Genomic DNA, 13,424 nt, shown 5'->3' with positions numbered 1-13,424 from the left:
GCAGGTTATGATTCAATCGGATTTCTGACATACGATGGAGATCACGATGGCCTGGACTGAAACCGCTCGCCGACAGTATGAGCGTCGCAATTCGCGTTATGCAAGCGATTTAACGGATGCGGAATGGTCTGTGCTCGAACCGCTGATGCCTTTGCCACGACATCTCGGTCGCCCTCGAAAGACAAACCTGCGAGAAGTGGTGAACGCGCTTCTTTATATAGCTTCTTCGGGCGGTGCGTGGCGGCTTTTGCCTACTGAATTCCCACCATTCTCCACGGTGCAGAAATATTTCTACCGCTGGAGAGATGATGGCATGCTGCGGACCATCAACAACACACTTGTGATGATTGCGCGTGAACAGGCCGACAAGCAGCCCAGCCCCACGGCTGGTGTGATCGATAGCCAGTCGGTGAAAACCACGGAAAGCGGCGGAATACGAGGTTTTGATGCGGGGAAGAAGATCAACGGTCGCAAACGTCATATTGTGGTTGATACTCTCGGCCTGATGGTTGGTCTCGTGATCCATTCTGCGGGCATTCAGGACAGAGACGGCGCGCCGGATGTCTTGAAAACCATTCTCAAACGTTGGCCGTGGTTGCGGCATATCTTTGCTGACGGCGGATACGCAGGACCAAAGCTCAAAGGCAGGCTGGAAAAGGTCGGGAGGTTTACACTGGAAATCGTCAAGCGGTCTGATCGCGCTGAAGGTTTCCAACTACTCCCGCGTCGATGGGTTGTCGAACGCACATTTGCATGGCTGGGACGGTGTCGCAGACTGACCAAGGACTTCGAGAAAACCATCGCTTCCTCTGAAGCGTGGATCTACATCGCAAATATCCGCTTCCTCACCCGAAGGATCGCAAGAGCCTGATATCGTTACGTTCATTATGATTCAGGCTCTGAGATTTCCTCTGGCGACAAGCAACTTATCCCTGCCGAGGATATTCATCCGTACAAATCCATTTTCAAAGTCCTATCCGGCAGTTTCGAGCTGAAGAACATCTTCATAGGCGTGTCGTTCAATGCGAATTTCACCACACCAGACGGCAAAAAGACCTGTCTCACACGGTCCAGCCCTATGGAAGAATGGAATGTCATGAATGGCAACTACTATGCCGAAAGCATGAACTGCTTTGGCTTCAAGTCCAGCAGCCGCTTTGCTGGAAACTTCAGCGTAAACCTGACCAATCCCTATCTTTATATCATAAAGAACGGCAGCCTGACCGACAGTAAAATGTCCGACAACATTTCGATCCGTGCACAGTTTTACCCATCGTCTGGCCATTCCATCATCACGCCGAAAGAAGATATCAATATCGTCATCAGCAACCGACAGAACGCTACCGACTGATCGACAGTGCATCGTGGCCAGATTGCGCTAATGTATTTCCTATATATTCTATGGGATTATACCAACAATGACTGTTTTAAGCTCTCTTCAAGGCTCTTTTTGTTGTTCTTAAACAACACCCAGCATTTTTCCTCGAATAGAGTTTCGCGAGATAACTTTATCAGCAATCGGCGTTTGACTTCGCGATGGCGACAGAGCAAGACATTATGAGGAGTGGTCAGGCTGAAACTCACGTGTGGAGTTAAGCCTAACTACTTGTTTTCATGCATTTCCGCACGCAGAACAGTTTCATAATTTTGCCGGAGATGTTTTAGTAGAGTGAAACATCTTGCGGAGAAGCGCGACCGCAAGCAGCTGTGTGTCATGCGTTCGTGAAAGCCGGGTTCGGAATTGGGTATTTATCTTCCCATTGCGGAATTATCGGTCAACATGCTGGTTCTTCTCGGCATGGGCGCCGCCGTGGGTTTTCTCTCCGGACTGTTCGGCGTCGGCGGCGGCTTTCTGATCACGCCGCTTCTGATCTTTTATAACATTCCACCTGCAATCGCGGTCGCCACCGGTGCCAATCAGGTTATCGCCTCTTCGGTTTCCGGCGCACTGGCGCATTTCAAACGTCGCACGCTCGATATCAAGCTCGGCCTGTTTCTCGTGGCGGGTGGTGTATTGGGTTCCCTCGTCGGTATCTTCGTGTTCTCGTGGCTGCGCGATCTCGGCCAGTTGGACCTGATCGTTTCCATCCTCTACGTCTTCTTTCTCGGTACTGTCGGCGGTCTGATGCTGGTGGAAAGCCTGCGCGCCTTGCGCCGTGTGAAGAAGGGACAAGCAGGTGCTGTGCGGCGGTCCGGCCAGCATACGTGGATACACCGCCTGCCATTCAAGATGCGGTTTCGCGCCTCCACCATCTATGTCAGCATCATTCCGGTTCTCGGCATCGGTTTCTTCATCGGCCTTCTGTCATCGGTGATGGGTGTCGGCGGCGGTTTCATTATGGTTCCGGCGCTCATCTATCTGCTGCATGTTCCGACAAACGTGGTTGTCGGAACCTCGCTGTTTCAGATCACCTTTGTGACCGCAGTCACGACCGTCCTGCAGGCAACGACCAACCAGTCCATCGACATCGTGCTTGCTTTCCTGCTGATGGTTGGCGGCGTTATCGGCGCGCAATACGGCGCACGCGCGGGCCAAAAATTGCGCGGCGAACAGTTGCGCCTTTTGCTGGCGCTTCTCGTGCTTGCCGTTGGCCTGCGCCTCGCCTTTGGCCTGTTCGTGCGGCCCGACAATCTGTTTTCCATTTCGATTGCGGATATCTGACATGCGGAGCCTTACGCTTTCCTCCGCATTGATGTTCCTTCTAATGACGGGAAGCGCACTGGCGCAGGTCGATTCCAGCGGCAACGGCAACACGGTTCCGCAATTGCAGAACCCTGCGGATGAAACCATCGAAATCGGACTTTCAACCGAAACCATTGCCATCACATCGAGTTTCGGCGGAACGGACCTCACCATATTCGGCGCGCTCGACAATGCCGACCCGATGATCCAACGACAAGGCCGTTACGATATCATCGTCGTGCTACAAGGCCCCTCGCGCGATCTCGTGGTGCGCAAGAAGGACCGTTATCTCGGTGTCTGGGTGAATTCGGATTCGGAAACCTTCATGGGCGTGCCGCTCTCCTATTCGCTGGCATCCACCCGCAATCTGCAGGACATTACCGAAGAGAAAATCTACCGACAACTTTCGGTGGGCGTACGCAACTTCTATCTCGTCCCGGAAGATCCGGGTAGCCTGTCGGGCAATATCCCGACATTCGGCAACGAACTGCGCGAAATGAAAATCCGCCAGGGCCTCTATACGCAGCGCATCGGGGGCGTGGAGTTCATTTCCCGCACCTTGTTTCGCGCCACATTGAACCTGCCCGCCAATGTGCCGGTCGGGCGCCACAAGGCTCGGGCGCTTCTGTTCCGCAACGGTGTTTTTTTGCGTGAAGCCAATGCCAGTCTGGAAATCGTCAAGGCTGGTTTTGAACAGAGTATCTACAACGCCGCCCACCAGAACAGCTTTTTCTACGGCCTTTTTGCCGTTTTCCTTGCCGTCTTCACCGGCTGGTTCGGACGCATTCTGTTCCGCAGGGATTAACCCCCGTAAAGCGCACCGCGCGCAATCGGGTAAACCTTACCCTGTCCCAGCATATAGGCGCGCAGGGTCTCGTCAGCGAACAGCCCTCGGAAAGCGCGATCCAGAATATTCAGCGCACCCGTATAGGCTCCGAAAGCAGGCATGATGAGCCTTTCCCCGTCGCTTACAAAACAGGGGCGGCGTACTGACCGCCCACGTCGCACGATGCGGGCCGCCGGATGAAGATGGCCTGCAATCTCGCCCTGCCCGGCCTTGCGCGATGGTTCATGCCGGAAGGTAAGCGGCCCGACCGCCAGTTCCTCCACACAATCGCCCGGCAGGTCTACCGGGCGACCCGGATCATGATTGCCAGTGATCCAGAACCAGTCCCGATGCTCCATAAGCGATTTCAGCCGTATTGCATAAAGCGACGGCAGACGCTCGCTGGCGGTTGCATCGTGAAAACTGTCGCCAAGGCTGATGACGGTTCGCGGCTGATAGCGCGCGGTGGCCAGCGCCAGCATGTCGAGCGTCGCTGCTGTGTCATAAGGCGGGATGAGCTGGCCGCGCCGGGCTAAGGATGAACCTTTTTCCAGATGCAGATCGGAAACGATGAGCATATGCAGGTCGGGCAGGAACAGTGCACCGGATGGATCGCACACAGCCGCAACGCCACGAACTTCCGCATGGGCCAGACTGTAGGCCTCTCCGTTGCCCCATACCGCAGTCTTCATTGCATCGCCTCTCTAATCAGATCGTCTGCGGCCTCTTCAAGCAGCATTTCATCACCCTCACCCGCCACACGCTCGCGCCCGATTTCGAGCATCACAGGCAGCGCTAGCGGTGAAATCCTGTCGAGCGGCTTGTGCAGCAGATGACCTTTCACGCGCGCCAGCATGTCGCCAAGACGCTTGATATCAAGCAGCCCCGTCGCGGCATCCGCGCGCGTCGCCTGCAGCAATATATGGTCGGGCTCGTGGGTCCGCAGCACGTCATAGATCAGGTCAGTGGAAACCGTAACCTGACGGCCTGTTTTCTCCTGTCCCGGATGACGACGCTCGATAAGCCCTGAAATCACGGCGCAATTGCGGAAAGTGCGTTTCAAAAGGTAGCTTTCATCGAGCCAGGCTTCGAGATCGTCCCCCAGCATATCCTCGTCGAACAGTCGGGTGAGATTAAGCTTTCCCGTACCGATCAGCGCGCCCATATCCTTGAGGCCCCAAAGCCCCAGCGAATAATCGGTCGCGACAAAGCCAAGCGGATGCGCACCCATGCGTTCCAGACGGCGCGTCAGCAACATGCCGAGCGTCTGATGTGCCAGCCTGCCCTCGAACGGATAGGCGACCATGTAGAAGCGATTGCCGCGCGGAAAGGTTTCGATCAACAGCTCGTCCGTTGCAGGCAGCACGGATTTCCACTGCTGCACTTCCAGCCATTCCCGCACCTGTTCCGGTAAAAACTGCCAGCGCGTGCGGTCGGCAAGCATGGCGCGCACCTGCGCGGCAAGATAGGTGGAAAGCGGAAACTTGCCGCCTGCATAGACAGGAATCTTGGCATCCTGCCCGGCAGCATTGGAGGCGATACATTCGTTCTCACGGATACCTTCAAACCGCAGCACCTTTCCGGCAAACAGGAATGTGTCGCCAGCGGTCAGCGTTTCAAGGAAATATTCCTCGATGCGACCAAGAACACGTCCGCCGCGCGCATTTCCGCCCTTGCCGCCACGAGTAAGCCGGACATTGAGCTCCGGCGCTTCGACAATCGTGCCGATGTTGAGCCGATATTGCTGCGCAATGCGCGGATTAGACACCCGCCAAGTACCATCCACCGTCTTGCGGATTTTCGCAAACCGCTCATAGGTCTTGAGCGCGTAGCCGCCGGTCGCCACAAAATCAAGAATGCGGTCGAACGTGTCTCGCGGAAGGTTCGAATAGGGTGCAGCGCTCTGCACTTCACGATAAAGCTGATCGGCGTTGAAAGGCTCGGCACAGGCCATGCCGAGCACATGTTGCGCCAGCACATCCAGCGCCCCATCGATCAAGGGTGGCGTATCCTGCGCGCCCAGATAATTGGCATCAAGTGCGGCACGACACTCCATCACCTCGAAGCGGTTGGCGGGCACGAGAATGGCCCGGCTTGGCTCGTCCATGCGGTGATTGGCACGACCGATACGCTGCGCGAGGCGGCTGGCCCCCTTCGGTGCGCCGACATGAATGACTAGATCGACATCACCCCAGTCGATCCCCAGATCAAGCGTCGAAGTCGCGACCACTGCCCGCAATGTGTTGGCGGCCATGGCCTGCTCGACCTTGCGGCGCTGGCTGGCATCGAGCGAACCGTGATGCAGCGCAATGGGCAGCGTGTCCTCGTTGACCCGCCACAGCTCCTGAAACAGCATCTCCGCCTGACTACGCGTATTGACGAATAAAAGCGTCGTGCGGTGCTGGCGGATCGCCTCGTAGATGTCAGGAATGGCATAGCGTGACGAATGGCCTGACCATGGCACCCGCTCGTCGGAATCGAGAATGGTGATTTCCGGCTTGGCTCCGCCATCGACCGTCACAAGTCCGGCCATCGGCCCGGTGCCGTCCTGTTCAACCAGCCAGCGGCGCAGTTCATCGGGCTCCGCCACCGTGGCGGAAAGGCCGATGGTCTGCAATTGCGGTTGCAGGCGGCGCAACCGCGCCAGCCCCAGCGCCAGCAAATGCCCGCGCTTGGAAATCACCAGCGAGTGCAATTCGTCCAGCACCACATAGCGCAGGCCCTTGAAGAACTGTTCCGAACCTTTGGATGCGATCAACAGCGCAAGCTGCTCTGGCGTGGTCAGCAGAATATCCGGCGGCGCGAGCTTCTGCCGCTGGCGTTTGTGCGCAGGCGTGTCGCCGGTCCGGGTCTCGATGGTGATGTCGAGACCCATTTCCTCGACCGGCACCGTCAGATTGCGATGAATATCGACGGCAAGCGCTTTCAAGGGTGAAATATAGAGCGTATAAACACCGCGCTTCGCCATACCCGGCTTTTTACGGCCATTTCGTTCCAGATCCACCAATGCAGGCAGAAACCCGGCCAGCGTTTTACCCGCCCCGGTGGGTGCGATCAGAAGCGTGGACTGTCCCTGTTCGGCACGGGCCAGAAGCTCAAGCTGATGCGCGCGCGGCGACCAGCCCTTGGCCGCAAACCATTCGAGAAAACGGTCCGGCAAGGGAAAAGCGGCAGATGCGGCGGCGGGTTTCAGGTTCAGTGTCACGCCGTCAATCTAATCGCAGCGAGGCAAGCCGCCAAGGTTTTTGTTCACTTTTGTTCTCATTTTGTCAGCAGACGCAAGCTCCCTCTCTTTTCGGGACGAACTTCGTGAACTATCTTCAAACCATGCGTTTCAACCAGCTTCTCTGCTCCTCTCCTAAAGGTCTTTATTGCCCGCCGGGCGATTTCTATATCGACCCCGTGCGCCCGGTGGAACGCGCGCTCATCACCCACGGACATTCCGATCATGCCCGCTCCGGCCACACCCATGTATTGGCAACGCCCGAGACGCTTGACATCATGGCGCTGCGCTATGGCGCGAACTTTGCCCGAACCACTCAAGCGATAGACCTCGGCGAAACCTTGACGATTAACGGTGTACGGGTCAGTTTTCATGGCGCAGGCCATGTGCTCGGCTCCGCCCAGATCGCGGTAGAAAAGAACGGAACCCGCATTGTCGTTTCCGGCGATTACAAGCGCGCAGCCGATCCAACCTGCGCGCCGTTTGAACCTGTCGCCTGTGATGTATTCATCACCGAAGCAACTTTTGCACTGCCGGTATTTCGTCACCCCGATGCGTCACACGAGATCGCGACGCTTCTCAAATCAATCCGGCAATTTCCTGAACGCGCACATCTTGTCGGTGCCTACTCACTGGGAAAGGCACAGCGGGTTATCAAACTCATACGCAATGCTGGCTACTCGGAACCGATCTATATTCACGGGGCACTGGAAAAGATCTGCGATTATTACCAGGCACAAGGCATCAATCTCGGTCCGCTTGAACCGGCAACGCTGGAACGAGACGAGGCGCAGCCGGATTTTGCAGGCAAGATCATCGTCGGTCCGCCATCTGCCTTTTCCGACCGCTGGGCACGGCGTTTTCCCGATCCCATTTCCGCTTTTGCCTCCGGTTGGATGCGTATCCGCCAGCGCGCCAAGCAACAGGGCGTTGAACTGCCACTCATCATTTCCGACCATTGCGACTGGGATGAACTGACGGCAACAATTACGGAAATTGCAGCCGCCGAAGTGTGGGTCACGCATGGACGCGAGGAAGCGCTTGTTCGCTGGTGCGAGCTGCAGAACATACCAGCAAAACCGTTGCATCTCGTCGGTTATGAAGATGAGGGTGATTGATGCGTGCTTTCGCTGAACTGCTTGACCGACTGGTTCTGACACCGCAGCGCAACGGCAAGCTTCGGCTGCTTGTTGACTATTTCCGTGCCACGCCCGACCCGGACCGCGGTCTGGCATTGGCGGCAATCACGCGCGATCTCGAACTGCAAAGCGTGAAACCAGCCATGTTGAGGGCGCTGATAACCGAGCGCACCGATCCCACACTCTTTGCCTATTCCTATGATTATGTGGGAGACCTCGCCGAAACTATTTCGCTTATCTGGCCCGGTTCGAGCGAAACCGCGCCCGGCGCAAATCTGCCACTTGGGATCGTGGTGCACGAATTACAGAATGCTTCGCGCCGCGAAAGTCCGATGCTCGTGGCGGGATGGCTCGACCTGCTCGGCATTTCTGAACGCTACGCGCTGTTAAAGCTCGTTACCGGCGGTCTGCGCGTCGGGGTTTCAGCCCGCCTGGCCAAACAAGCCCTTGCTGATTTCGGCGGCGTCAACGTCGTGGAAATCGAGGAACTCTGGCACGGCCAATCACCGCCCTATGAGGCGCTTTTCGCCTGGCTGGAAGGCAGAGGCGAAAAACCTGCTGCCACCGCAGCCGCACCGTTTCGCCCCGTCATGCTGGCGACGGCGCTTGATGAAGCTGAAATCCCCTTGCTCGATGCATCCGCTTACAGCGCCGAGTGGAAATGGGACGGTATTCGGGTGCAGGCCGTCTCGGAAGACGGCGTGCGCCGTCTCTATTCACGCACCGGTGACGATATTTCCGGCGCATTCCCGGACATTCTGGAGACTATGGATTTCGAAGGTGCCATCGACGGCGAACTGCTCGTCGGTCATCATGGCGAAACCGGCATAGAAACTGCTACGTTTTCCGATCTCCAGCAAAGACTGAACCGCAAGATCGTGAGCGCGAAGCAGTTACGCGACTATCCGGCTTTCGTGCGGGCCTATGATCTGTTGCAGGAAGGGAACCAGCAGACCGGAGAAGACCTGCGCGCCCTGCCCTTTTCCGAGCGCCGTGCCCGCCTGCAAAAATTCGTCGGCAAGCTCGACCCCCGCCGGTTCGATCTTTCGCCGGTGCTGCCTTTCGCTGACTTTCAGGAACTGGCGCAGTTTCGCGCCAATCCACCCCATCCCGTCATCGAAGGGGTGATGCTAAAGCACCACGACAGCACATATCTGCCCGGACGCCCGAAAGGGCCTTGGTTCAAATGGAAGCGCGACCCTTTCACCGTCGATGCCGTGATCGTCTATGCCCAGCGTGGGCACGGCAAGCGCTCCAGCTATTATTCAGACTTTACCTTTGCCGTCTGGACGGGGCCGGAAGATGAGCCCGTGCTGGTGCCGGTTGGCAAAGCCTATTTTGGCTTTACGGACGAAGAACTGAAGCTGCTGGACAAGTTTGTGCGCGAGAACACCACCGAGCGCTTTGGGCCGGTTCGGTCCGTGCGTGCCGAGCCTGATCACGGCCTTGTGGTGGAGGTGGCTTTCGAGGGTCTCAACCGCTCCACGCGCCATAAATCCGGCGTCGCCATGCGCTTTCCGCGTTTCTCGCGGATTCGCTGGGACAAGCCGCCCCGCGAAGCGGACCGGCTTGAAACACTGGAAAAGCTGCTGAGCTAATTATTCAGCCGCCGTCGAAACACGGATTTCGTAGATGTTGACTGGCTTGCCGGAACCGCTCAAATCCGAGTTGACCGTGATCGTGCCTGCGCGACCTGCCTTCTGACCAGATGGAATATCCATATCGAAAAGGAAATCGCTCACGGAATCGCGTACGTCGTAGCGTCTGCGTCCACAATCGCCAAGACCGCCAAAATCGCAGTTGACCGACATCTGGGTCGTTTTGCCATCGTCAGCGCGTGCCACTATATCGAAGGTCGCCTTCTTGCCTTCCAGCTGGTTCAAAATGCCTTCGCCCACATCGAATGTGACCGTATCTTCAGCACCGGAAGATTGTACACGCGCGAAACTACGTGTGCCTTCCTGCCTGATTTCCGCCGTCGCACGTCCCTTGACGGACATGCGTGTCGCCTCGGACGGCTGGAAAATCGTGATCCATTTCAATCCGCCAGGCTCTTCGCCTTCTTTCAAAGGCGCAATACTGCCATCGCTATGCAGCGGATTGTTCGCTGGTCCACGGCTCAAATCGACAAAGCTGTTATAGAGCGAATAACCGATGAAAACAGCAACAGAGAGCACGAGCGCCGGAATGCCATAACTGTAGAAAGGTGAATGGCGTTTCTTTTTCCTGCGGTCCTTACGCGAAACTCCGCCCTCATAACCGAGATCGGCATTGCTGCGCTTCTTCTGCCGCGAGGTCGCACGGATATCACCGGTATCGAGTGCAGGCGATGCCTCTTCCGTCCTGCCGCCAAGGATCGGATCTTCCCTGTGCGGAGCATCTAGTGATGGGTCGCGACGCTCAGTATTGTTACCACCGGTCTTGAATTCCTGTTCGATGTGCGAGATCGCGTCCTTCAGCTTCTGGCGGCGCTGTTCTTTCTGCACGTCGCTAAGTGCAGTATTTGCCGCAAGAGCGCGCTCATGCGCACCCCAAGCGGATTCATAGATTCGCTGGCGGGTCGCCGGATTGTGCGCATCCGCCTTGGCAAATGCATTCCTGATCGCGCGCTCAATACTTTCCAAAGGCTGCTCTTCCCTTGTTCGTTCTTCCCGCCGTTTCGTCACGCCCTCAACAGGAGCAAGCGGTCCCCGATGCAGACGATTTCATAAGCCTCAGCGAAATTAACGTCTGAATCAAGGCATTTAGCTGTTCATCACCCGCTTTGACTAGCCAATAAGCATGTCGGAGACACCAAATATTAGCTCTGACTGCGGTTTTCCCCCATCCGTATGGTTTAACAACGCCGAACTGCCTCATGCGAATGAACGAGACATCCCGAAGTATGCTGGCGATTCCCTCCCCTCTGGGCAATTCTGCTGACCAGGGAGTGTCCATGCATCAAGAATGTCCCAATCAGCCGGTTTCCGAAACTTCCTGTCAAAATGCTCGGAAAAGCGCGGGCGGACCGTATCGATAGATCGGCTCGCGCGCTTTTGATATTGCCGTTGGGCAAAGAGCTGTTAGAAACATTACGTTTACGCAAACGTCAATCACGGAGGACGATTGAAGATGGCCTTGCCAGATATCCTGAAAAGCAGATTGCGCATCCCGGTAGTTGGTGCTCCTCTATTCATCATTTCGCATCCTGCTCTGGTAATGGCGCAGTGCAAGGCAGGCATCGTCGGCTCCTTTCCCGCCCTCAATGCCCGTCCTGAAGCACAGCTCGACGAGTGGCTGGCAGAGATCACGGAAGGACTTGCCGCTTACGACAAGGCCCATCCGGATCGGCCATCCGCACCCTTCGCGGTCAACCAGATCGTGCACCGCTCCAACAAGCGCCTTGAGCACGATCTCGGTCTTTGCGTGAAATACAAGGTACCGATCGTCATTTCCTCGCTCGGTGCCGTGCCGGAGGTGAATGCGGCAATCCATTCCTATGGCGGCATCGTTCTCCACGACGTCATTAACAACCGCCATGCCAATTCGGCAATCCGTAAAGGCGCGGACGGCCTTATCGCTGTGGCTGCCGGTGCCGGCGGCCACGCCGGCGCGCTATCGCCTTTCGCGCTTGTGCAGGAAATCCGTTCCTGGTTCGACGGCCCCCTGCTTCTTTCAGGCGCCATCGCCAACGGCGGCTCGATCCTCGCCGCACAGGCCATGGGTGCCGACCTCGCCTATATCGGCTCACCCTTCATCGCCACGACCGAAGCACGCGCGACAGATGCCTATAAGCAGATGATCGTAGACTCGAATTCATCCGACATCGTCTATTCCAACTACTTCACCGGCATCGGAGGCAATTACCTGAAGCCGTCGATCGCCAATTCAGGTCTCGATCCGGACAACCTGCCGGAAGCCGATCCATCCAAGATGGATTTCGACAAGGCTCAACAGGAAGGAGCCAAGGCCTGGAAGGATATCTGGGGCTGCGGCCAAGGGATTGGCGCCATCCACGAAGTGACGCCTGCCGGGCAACTGGTCGACCGGCTGGAGCGTGAATATCACGACACCCGCCAGCGTCTTTGCTCGGGCAATTAATTCTTTGAGCGCCGCAGCAACGCGCCAGCTTGAAGGCTGGCGCGGTTCCAACGTTTCATACTCGATGGGTAGTTATCGCGTGCCCGCTGTAAAAACCGGCCGCTTTCCACCCTGCCCGGCACTGAAGATGTACATGTTGTGAACGCTTTCTAACAAACAACGAGATTGTTTGATTTGGGCCTTGCTTTCCTCCGTACTTTTGGTTATCAGCGCACCGTCCAGCCGGAAACGGTTGGCTTCTTTCGGGAAATTGGAACGTAATGTTCCGGGCCGCTTTAGCTCAGTTGGTAGAGCACATCATTCGTAATGATGGGGTCGCGTGTTCGAGTCACGCAAGCGGCACCAGTAAAACCAAGCACTTAGCACCTAAAATTCATACGGTAGCGATTAGCAAATCTTGTTCGGGTAACGAATAGGGTAACTAGAGCGTTTCACCTTTTAACGGAACCATATCCGGCGTTTTCCAAATAGTTTTGGCATTCGGCGGGCTGGATGGTTTCGACCAGCCTGCCGATATGACGCCATGTGTCTTCGATGGTGCGCTTTTGTGCATTTCTCATCCAATGCTTGATCTTGGAAAAGGCTTGTTCGATCGGATTGAGGTCCGGCGAATAGGGTGGCAGGAACCAGAGGCGCGCACCGGCGGCTTTGATCAATTGACGGATGGTTGCCGACTTATGGCTGCCGAGATTGTCCATGACGACAATGTCGCCTGGCTTGAGCACCGGGACCAACTGCTGCTCGACATAGGCGCGGAAACACTGGCCGTTCATCGGTCCGTCGAAGACACAGGGTGCTGTAAGCTGATCGTTTCTCAAAGCGCCCAGGAATGTCAGCGTGCGCCAGTGGCCATGCGGTGCAAATGCCCGCAGTCGCTTGCCTTTTGGACCCCAGCCTCTGATCGGCGACATGTTGGTCTTGATCCAGGTCTCATCAATGAAGACCAGCCGTTCGGGATCAAGGTGATTTTGCAGGGTCTTCCAGCGCTGTCTTTTGCGAGCGACGTCGGCACGAGCTTGCTCAAGGGCGAATAGTGTTTTTTTTGAAGCGCAGCCCTTCACTGCGAATGAATTCCCAGATCGTATTGTGCGAGACGGAAATACCCCGCTCGGTCAACGCCGCCTTCAGGCCATGGAGTGTCAGGTGTGGGTTCTCGGCGAGCCGTTGCACAATGATATCACGATGCGGTTCGAGTATCCGCTTGCGGTGGCCGCCCATCTTGCCGGGATGAACCGATCCGGTCGCACGATGGCGCTGGGACCATTTTACGACTGAAGATGCGGCAATTTCAAACCGCGTCGCCACTGAACGAACGCTTTCGCCACTCAGCACGGCGGCAATAACGCGCTCTCGAAGATCATTCGATATCGGTGCGGTCATCCAACGCTGGCCTCCATCCAGCCAGCATCAGTGAATCAGAACAAAACTGATTTGGGAAGCGCATTCGATTCAGAGAAAAACGGAAACGCTCTA

The 13,424-nt window shown here is 56.5% G+C and carries 11 protein-coding genes and 1 tRNA gene; 8 read left to right on the top strand and 4 right to left on the bottom strand.

Annotated features, from left to right (window positions below):
• The first annotated feature begins 46 nt into the window (after nt 1-46).
• The 4 genes from AAE521_RS26560 (at nt 47) to AAE521_RS26545 (ending at nt 3,488) form a co-directional block, all read left to right on the top strand.
• Nucleotides 47-871 (top strand): IS5 family transposase, encoded by an 825-nt coding sequence (locus AAE521_RS26560; RefSeq protein ID WP_342060385.1) that lies wholly within the window; start codon nt 47-49, stop codon nt 869-871.
• Between the two features lie 225 nt (nt 872-1,096).
• A complete protein-coding gene (locus tag AAE521_RS26555; RefSeq protein ID WP_342062965.1) occupies nt 1,097-1,351 on the top strand; it encodes a hypothetical protein in 255 nt (84 codons plus the stop codon).
• Between the two features lie 429 nt (nt 1,352-1,780).
• Entirely contained in the window at nt 1,781-2,662 is an 882-nt protein-coding gene (locus AAE521_RS26550) for a sulfite exporter TauE/SafE family protein (RefSeq protein WP_029376011.1), read from the top strand.
• Between the two features lies 1 nt (nt 2,663).
• Nucleotides 2,664-3,488: a TIGR02186 family protein gene (locus AAE521_RS26545; protein ID WP_342062964.1), complete on the top strand. Its 825-nt coding sequence runs from the start codon at nt 2,664-2,666 to the stop codon at nt 3,486-3,488.
• Here the strand turns inward: AAE521_RS26545 and pdeM are convergent.
• A complete protein-coding gene (gene pdeM, locus AAE521_RS26540; protein ID WP_071631202.1) occupies nt 3,485-4,201 on the bottom strand; it encodes a ligase-associated DNA damage response endonuclease PdeM in 717 nt (238 codons plus the stop codon). The two genes, AAE521_RS26545 and pdeM, sit on opposite strands and share 4 nt — an antisense overlap.
• Nucleotides 4,198-6,714: a ligase-associated DNA damage response DEXH box helicase gene (locus AAE521_RS26535; protein WP_342062963.1), complete on the bottom strand. Its 2,517-nt coding sequence runs from the start codon at nt 6,712-6,714 to the stop codon at nt 4,198-4,200. Before AAE521_RS26535 ends, pdeM begins: the two co-directional genes overlap by 4 nt.
• A 122-nt stretch (nt 6,715-6,836) precedes the next feature.
• Here AAE521_RS26535 and AAE521_RS26530 point away from each other — a divergent pair, with 122 nt between their 5' ends.
• Both AAE521_RS26530 and AAE521_RS26525 read left to right on the top strand, forming a co-directional pair.
• Nucleotides 6,837-7,850, top strand: a complete 1,014-nt coding sequence (locus AAE521_RS26530) for a ligase-associated DNA damage response exonuclease (RefSeq protein ID WP_342062966.1) — start codon at nt 6,837-6,839, stop codon at nt 7,848-7,850.
• On the top strand, nt 7,850-9,469 hold the full coding sequence (locus AAE521_RS26525; RefSeq protein WP_071631199.1) for a cisplatin damage response ATP-dependent DNA ligase: 1,620 nt from the start codon (nt 7,850-7,852) through the stop codon (nt 9,467-9,469). Before AAE521_RS26530 ends, AAE521_RS26525 begins: the two co-directional genes overlap by 1 nt.
• On the opposite strand, the gene AAE521_RS26520 is transcribed toward AAE521_RS26525, so the two are convergent.
• Nucleotides 9,470-10,495 (bottom strand): hypothetical protein, encoded by a 1,026-nt coding sequence (locus tag AAE521_RS26520; protein WP_071631198.1) that lies wholly within the window; start codon nt 10,493-10,495, stop codon nt 9,470-9,472. It abuts the gene before it with no gap.
• Between the two features lie 487 nt (nt 10,496-10,982).
• Between AAE521_RS26520 and AAE521_RS26515 the strand changes: the two genes are divergently transcribed.
• The gene (locus tag AAE521_RS26515) at nt 10,983-11,951 is read left to right on the top strand and encodes an NAD(P)H-dependent flavin oxidoreductase (protein ID WP_071631197.1); all 969 of its coding nucleotides are present in this window, start codon (nt 10,983-10,985) and stop codon (nt 11,949-11,951) included.
• A gap of 269 nt (nt 11,952-12,220) precedes the next feature.
• Nucleotides 12,221-12,296 (top strand) — tRNA-Thr (locus AAE521_RS26510).
• An 86-nt stretch (nt 12,297-12,382) separates the two neighbouring features.
• Here AAE521_RS26510 and AAE521_RS26505 read toward each other — a convergent pair.
• Nucleotides 12,383-13,331, bottom strand: a protein-coding gene (locus AAE521_RS26505; protein ID WP_144405900.1) for an IS630 family transposase whose coding sequence is annotated in 2 segments (ribosomal slippage) — nt 12,383-12,994 and nt 12,996-13,331 — 948 coding nt in all. Because the reading frame shifts where the segments join, the coding sequence is not laid out codon by codon here.
• Nucleotides 13,332-13,424: the final 93 nt, after the last annotated feature.

The sequence above is a fragment of the Brucella cytisi genome (assembly GCF_038433355.1).
In the GTDB taxonomy this organism is placed as follows: Bacteria; Pseudomonadota; Alphaproteobacteria; order Rhizobiales; family Rhizobiaceae; genus Brucella; species Brucella cytisi.
This window is presented reverse-complemented; position numbering and strand designations above follow the sequence as displayed.